General features: G+C 39.3%; 7 protein-coding genes. 4 read left to right on the top strand and 3 right to left on the bottom strand.

All coding sequences use genetic code 11. The features are described 5' to 3' along the window. Positions 1-124: 124 nt before the first annotated feature. From rplM to ACX1N5_RS14995, 4 genes are all read left to right on the top strand, one after another. Positions 125-553, top strand: a complete 429-nt coding sequence (gene rplM / locus ACX1N5_RS14980) for a 50S ribosomal protein L13 (protein WP_004695096.1) — start codon at positions 125-127, stop codon at positions 551-553. Between the two features lie 12 nt (positions 554-565). Next, positions 566-952, top strand: a complete 387-nt coding sequence (rpsI, locus tag ACX1N5_RS14985; RefSeq protein ID WP_004750500.1) for a 30S ribosomal protein S9 — start codon at positions 566-568, stop codon at positions 950-952. Positions 953-1,099: 147 nt separating this feature from the next. Continuing rightward, positions 1,100-1,519: a ClpXP protease specificity-enhancing factor gene (locus ACX1N5_RS14990; RefSeq protein ID WP_458803333.1), complete on the top strand. Its 420-nt coding sequence runs from the start codon at positions 1,100-1,102 to the stop codon at positions 1,517-1,519. 19 nt (positions 1,520-1,538) lie between these two features. Continuing rightward, entirely contained in the window at positions 1,539-2,192 is a 654-nt protein-coding gene (locus ACX1N5_RS14995) for a hypothetical protein (RefSeq protein WP_458803331.1), read from the top strand. Positions 2,193-2,247: 55 nt separating this feature from the next. On the opposite strand, the gene ACX1N5_RS15000 is transcribed toward ACX1N5_RS14995, so the two are convergent. The 3 genes from ACX1N5_RS15000 to ACX1N5_RS15010 all read right to left on the bottom strand — a co-directional run. Beyond that, positions 2,248-4,623: a YgiQ family radical SAM protein gene (locus ACX1N5_RS15000; protein WP_458803329.1), complete on the bottom strand. Its 2,376-nt coding sequence runs from the start codon at positions 4,621-4,623 to the stop codon at positions 2,248-2,250. A 258-nt stretch (positions 4,624-4,881) separates the two neighbouring features. Continuing rightward, a complete protein-coding gene (locus ACX1N5_RS15005) occupies positions 4,882-5,481 on the bottom strand; it encodes a glutathione S-transferase family protein (RefSeq protein ID WP_458803327.1) in 600 nt (199 codons plus the stop codon). Positions 5,482-5,992: 511 nt separating this feature from the next. After that, a partial coding sequence (locus ACX1N5_RS15010) for a hypothetical protein (protein WP_458803325.1) occupies positions 5,993-6,390 on the bottom strand: 398 nt, incomplete at its 5' end.

A 6,390-nucleotide genomic window follows, 5' to 3' on the forward strand; every position in this document is an offset into this window, starting at 1 on the left:
TTAAAATACAGCGCTTGAAATTCGTATTTTCATTTGTGATTCTTAACGTTTTCGTTTAGAATCGCGTCTCCTTTTGTTTGGACAGATTCCATAGTCCAAACCAACTATAATAGGTAGTGGTTTAATGAAAACTCTCAGCGCTAAGCCTGCTGAAGTTCAACACGACTGGTACGTTGTTGATGCTTCTGGCAAAACTTTAGGTCGCCTTGCGACTGAAATCGCTCGTCGTTTACGCGGTAAGCATAAAACATCTTATACTCCTCACGTTGACACTGGCGACTATATCGTTGTTATCAATGCTGAAGAAATTCAAGTGACTGGTAAAAAAGCGCTTGATAAGAAATACTATCGCCATACTGGTTTCCCTGGTGGTATCCGTGAGACTAACTTCGAGAAGTTAATCGCTCACAAACCTGAAGCTGTTCTTGAAAAAGCAGTAAAAGGTATGTTGCCAAAAGGTCCTCTTGGTTATGCAATGATCAAAAAAATGAAAGTGTACGCTGGTACTGAGCATCCACACGCTGCTCAACAGCCACAAGTTTTGGACATCTAAGGGATACAGCACATGGCTACTAATTATGGTACAGGTCGCCGTAAGACCGCAACTGCACGTGTTTTCTTGTCAGCTGGTACAGGCAAACTCGTTATCAACAACCGTACTTTAGAGCAATATTTCGGTCGTGAAACTGCTCGTATGGTTGTACGTCAACCTTTAGAGCTTTTAGAAGCTACTGAAAAATTTGACCTTTACATCACCGTTGCTGGTGGTGGTATCGGTGGTCAAGCTGGCGCGATCCGTCACGGTATTACTCGTGCATTAATCGCTGCTGACGAAACTTTAAAACCTGTTCTTCGTCAAGCTGGTTTCGTTACTCGTGATGCTCGTGAAGTTGAACGTAAGAAACTTGGTTTACGTAAAGCACGTAAACGTCCTCAATTCTCTAAACGTTAATTCGTTTTCCGAATTGGACAAAAGGCCTCGGTTTTACCGAGGTTTTTTTATGCCCGATATAATGTACGAACTATGTCAAAACCATGACATGATGCAACAAAAATCGGTATAGTAATTTGTGTACTAAGAAATATTTAGAGCTTTGTTATGTCTGATCAAGAAATTAATTTAACCCCTACACGCCCATATTTGGCACGCGCAATCTACGAATGGATTTGCGACAATCAGCTTACGCCTTATCTCTTGGTCGATGCGACTCAACCGAACACCAATGTTCCTGCACAATTTGTAAAAGATGGGCAAATTGTCCTAAATACTGCACCGCATGCAGTACATCAACTACACATGGACAATCAAGCAATTAGCTTTTCTGCTCGTTTTGGTGGTGTGGCACAAAATATTTATGTACCATTTGCAGCACTCATTGGGATTTATGCCCGTGAAAATGGTCAAGGGCTCTTTTTTGATGCAAGCGAATATGCAAATATAAGTCCAACAACAGAACAACCAGAAAACCCAGAACCAGAAACACCAAAGAAAAAACCAAGTTTAAGAATAGTCGATTAGCGCTCTTAAGGAGAAGTTCATGGCTTTTGATTTATTTCATTATTTTGCTGAGCAAACACGAATTCAAAAGCCTCAGCTTCTCAGTCAATTTTCTCCAGCAGAACGACAAGCCCTGTTGCTCGAGTTAAATGCTTTAGCTTTAGGCAAACTGATCACTGAATGGCAGCAAAATGCCAGTCGTGTCTATCTGGAATTACAGCAGCAAGATCAATTGTATATTCAGCAAGTCGCACGGCATATGACTACATCGGTGCATAATAAATCGACACTGAGCAAACTTGATTTTGAACAAAGCCTCAAAGAAGTGTTGTCACTACAACTTGCTGAGCTCAAACAACTGGATGATACAGGACACTTAGGACAAAAAGGACTCAATGAATTGCTACTTGGGCAAATCGGCTATTTAGCTGGACAAGCTCAAGACTGGGTTTGGACAACAAATACCTTGATTCAACTGATTGGCTCTAAACCTGTCGAGACAAAACAGGTATCATTAGATGAAACAATCAAGGAGTTTAATCACATGGTTTCTCATGCTGACCATCACGACGATCATCAAGTTGCCGAACCTACTGTTGCAGCCATTCCTACTTGGGCAAAAATTCTAGAACCTGCTGTCGGTCTAGTCATTATTGGTTATTTATACTGTGCTTATCAGCAAATTGTTGGTTAAATAATCGACCCATAAAAAAAGCCAAGATCAACTTGGCTTTTTTCATTTTTAGACTTTAAGCACGGTTTTTCTGTTTCGACTTATTGAAAGGACGTTTCCGATCGCCTGTTTCACGTGGTGGCAAGCCTGTATGCTGGGTCAAAATCTGGCCTTTTTTCGGCTGTTGACGCTGTGAAGTTTGCTGACGTGCTGTATTTTCACCAGTACGTTTTTGCGAATCACCCGCCACACTCGAATTTTTCTTACGTGCAGCTTTATATTCACCATCAGCGGCTTTCGGCTGGAAAGTTGGAATCAAATGCTGCTTGGAATTACCAATCAGATCAGCACGTCCCATTTCTTTCAAGGCTTCACGCAATAATGGCCAGTTGTTTGGATCATGATAACGCAAGAATGCCTTATGCAGACGACGACGTTTTTCACCTTTGACAACATCCACATTTTCAGTATAACGTGCCACTTTCGCCAGTGGGTTTTTCGCCGAATAATACATGGTAGTGGCAGTTGCCATTGGTGATGGATAGAAGGTTTGTACCTGATCGGCACGGAAACCATTTTTCTTCAACCAAATCGCCAGATTCATCATGTCATAATCGGTTGTACCCGGATGCGCTGCAATAAAGTACGGAATCAGGTACTGCTCTTTACCGACTTCCTTACTGAAACGGTCAAACATTTGTTTGAAGCGATCATAGGTCCCGATTCCTGGTTTCATCATTTTCGATAATGGACCTTGTTCGGTATGCTCAGGCGCAATCTTCAGATAACCGCCGACGTGATGCTGTACCAATTCTTTGACATATTCAGGATTGAGTACCGCCAAGTCATAGCGCAGACCTGAACCAATCAGAATCTTCTTGATACCTTTAATTTCACGGGCTTTACGATATAACTGTACCAATGGTGCATGATCAGTATGCAGGTTTTGACAAACACCCGGATACACACAAGATGGTTTACGGCAGTTCTTCTCGATTTCTGGATCTTTACAATGCAAACGATACATGTTGGCTGTTGGGCCACCCAAGTCCGAAATAATGCCTGTAAATTGTGGGGCAGTATCCCGAATCTTTTCAATCTCACGAAGAATAGAATCTTCTGAACGGTTTTGGATAATCCGCCCTTCATGCTCAGTAATCGAGCAGAAAGTGCAACCACCAAAACAGCCCCGCATGATATTCACCGAGAATTTAATCATATCAAACGCTGGGAAACGCGCATTGCCATACACTGGATGAGGCAACCGTGCATACGGCAAATCAAACACGTAGTCCATTTCTTCAGTGGTCAATGGAATTGGCGGCGGATTAATCCAGACATCACGTTCACCATGACGTTGCACTAGGGCACGTGCGTTGCCCGGATTGGTTTCCAGATGCAAAATACGGTTAGCATGAGCATACAAAACATGGTCATTTGCCACTTGCTCAAACGATGGCAAACGAATCACTGCTAATTCACGTGGTGGCAATTTATGCTTGATGGCTTTAGATGCCACTTGCAACTGAACGACTTGGGTATGTTCATCTAGCTTGTCGCCTTCACGAACAATTGGATTTGCAACCAATTCTTTTTGGAAATTTTGATATTGTGCTAAAGAATTGCCTTTTTCTTTTTCAACTTCACAGCCATCAATATCTTCCGTCATCACATACGGATTAATGATCGGGTCAACACGCCCGATGGTATCCACATCATTACTAGCAATTTCGACAAACTTGGCTTTGGATGGTTTGTTGAGTTTATTGATAATAAAAGCTGTGCCACGAACATCAGTAATCTGGTGAATTTTTTCACCTTTTGCCAGACGATGCATCACATCAATAATAGCGCGTTCACCATTACCATACATCAACATATCAGCTTTTGAGTCCATCAAAATCGAGCGGCGGACTTTATCCGACCAGTAATCATAATGTGCAATACGACGCAAACTGCCCTCAATACCACCTAAGAGTACAGGAACATCAGGAAAGGCTTCACGGCAACGCTGGCTATAGACTGTTGCAGCACGGTCTGGGCGTTTATTTGGAACATTGTCAGGAGAATAAGCATCATCCGAGCGGATTTTACGATCTGCCGTATAACGGTTAATCATCGAATCCATGTTGCCTGCGGTCACCCCCCAAGCAATGGTCGGTTTACCTAAAATACGGAAACTTTCAACATTGGTCCAGTCTGGCTGAGAAATAATACCGACACGGAAACCTTGCGCTTCCAAAACCCGCCCAATCACACCAGACACAAAAGATGGATGGTCAATATAGGCATCACCACAGACTAAAATAAAATCACAAGCATCCCAGCCCAGTTGATCCATTTCTTCGCGTGACATCGGCAAAAATGGTGCGGGTTCAAAACATGACGCCCAATATTTGTCGTAATCAAACAACGCTTTTGGCGCAGTCTGCATAGTATAAGCAGTAGACATGGCTAGCAATTCTCGGCTGGCAGATGGAAGATCAAAAATAGATCAAAGATGAAAGCCGATCATTTTACCATGAATTCCATTCAGTTTTGTAAATTTAAGAATTGCAAAAACAAAGAGATAAAAAATAATTCGCTTAAAGTTTAATCAAATTAAAAACTTAAATTTTAATTGAACCCGTTCAAAACTTGAGTATTACTTAGGCTTCAATAAATTTATCATATAAATCTACAAAAGATCGCATGAGAAACTTAAATTGAATTAAACAACCATACTTTTATAAGCAGGACAATTTTTAATTCGTTGACACCATGCCTGAATATTTGGGTAAAGGTTTAAATCAAAACCACCTTCATCAGCAACATGGGTATATGCATAGAGAGAAATATCTGCCAAATTGAGCTCATTGCAGACTAAATAATCATGCTGTTTCAATGCCTGCTCCATAATGGCTAAAGCTTTATGCCCTTTCGGCTGCAATGCATGATATTCCTCAACACGAGCTTCGGGTAAACCTAAGTATTTATTGATAAAACGTGCAACCGCAATAAAAGGCTCATGGCTATACTGTTCAAAGAACATCCATTCATACATTTTGGCTTTAGCATAGCGATCTGTCGGAATAAACTTCGTTTCTTCTGCTAAATAGCCCAAAATTGCATTAGATTCCGCCAAAATTCGCCCATCATTGAGCACTAATACAGGAATTTTGCCATTTGGATTCATCTGTAAAAATTCAGGTGTATGACTCTCTGCTTTAAGTACATTGATATGTAACCATTCATATTCAATGCCTAAAAATTCAAGGAGTAACTTCACTTTATAGCAATTTCCAGACAGCATATCTCCATAGACTTTCAATGTTTATTCTCCAGATTGTTTTAAAGTTAATCTCTTAAACCTTGAAACTACTTATTTTAAAAGATTAGAAAATAATGATTAATTCTTATAGCCTGAATAAACAGGCTCTTGTTTAGCAATTACATTTACTTTATAAAAATATGAAAATGATCAAAATATTATTTGTTTGTGCATAAAATAAATTACGTAACCCAACTACTGAAGCAGCATTTTCAGATTATAAAAATATTAAATGTACATGCGCTGGAATCCATGAATCAGCAGACATTTCCATAGATACAGAAGCTATTCAATCGACAGATTTATTTTTTACAATAGAAAGAAATCATAAAGCCAAAATACAACAAAAGTTTCGGCATGTTATCAATCGGATAAAAAATTATCTCGCTAAAAATACCTGATAATTTAATTTTCAATATATGCAACCTGATCTCATTGAATTATTACATAAAAAATTACACCATATATAAAGAATTATTATGAATTAAGGATAAAATTTAGAAGAATACAATTATATAAGAAACTTTTCAGATGAAAAAATTATTGCATTCACTACATTGATTGCATCATCCTTATTCATAATAATACACTCACTTTTGCAACATTGATCCTTTGAATCATTAAGACTATTTAAATATAACTCATAAAAATTGTGCTTATCCAACTTGAGAAGCACCTTAAAAACCTGCTTTCGTTTCTGCCACCAAAACCAAGCAACCACCTCATGTTTACCACTCTTTGTAATTACACTAATTCTGCAGTCTCTAGGCTTTTTCGTCTTTGTAAAATAGATCTCATAATTACTCAGTTGACTTGCTAAACTCTGTGCAATTGCTTGATAAAGTACTTTTCCTTGAACAGGAATCTCACTTAAAAATATTATTTCATCATCACTATTTAGCATTTTTA

It is taken from the genome of Acinetobacter sp. ANC 4636 (assembly GCF_054454555.1).

Excerpts from the sequence above, each read along its gene's own strand:
- rpsI (WP_004750500.1), top strand. The coding sequence starts at position 566 with ATGGCTACTAATTATGGTACAGGTCGCCGTAAGACCGCAACTGCACGT.
- ACX1N5_RS14990 (WP_458803333.1), top strand. The coding sequence starts at position 1,100 with ATGTCTGATCAAGAAATTAATTTAACCCCTACACGCCCATATTTGGCA.
- rplM (WP_004695096.1), top strand. The coding sequence starts at position 125 with ATGAAAACTCTCAGCGCTAAGCCTGCTGAAGTTCAACACGACTGGTAC.
- ACX1N5_RS15000 (WP_458803329.1), bottom strand. The coding sequence starts at position 4,623 with ATGTCTACTGCTTATACTATGCAGACTGCGCCAAAAGCGTTGTTTGAT.
- ACX1N5_RS14995 (WP_458803331.1), top strand. The coding sequence starts at position 1,539 with ATGGCTTTTGATTTATTTCATTATTTTGCTGAGCAAACACGAATTCAA.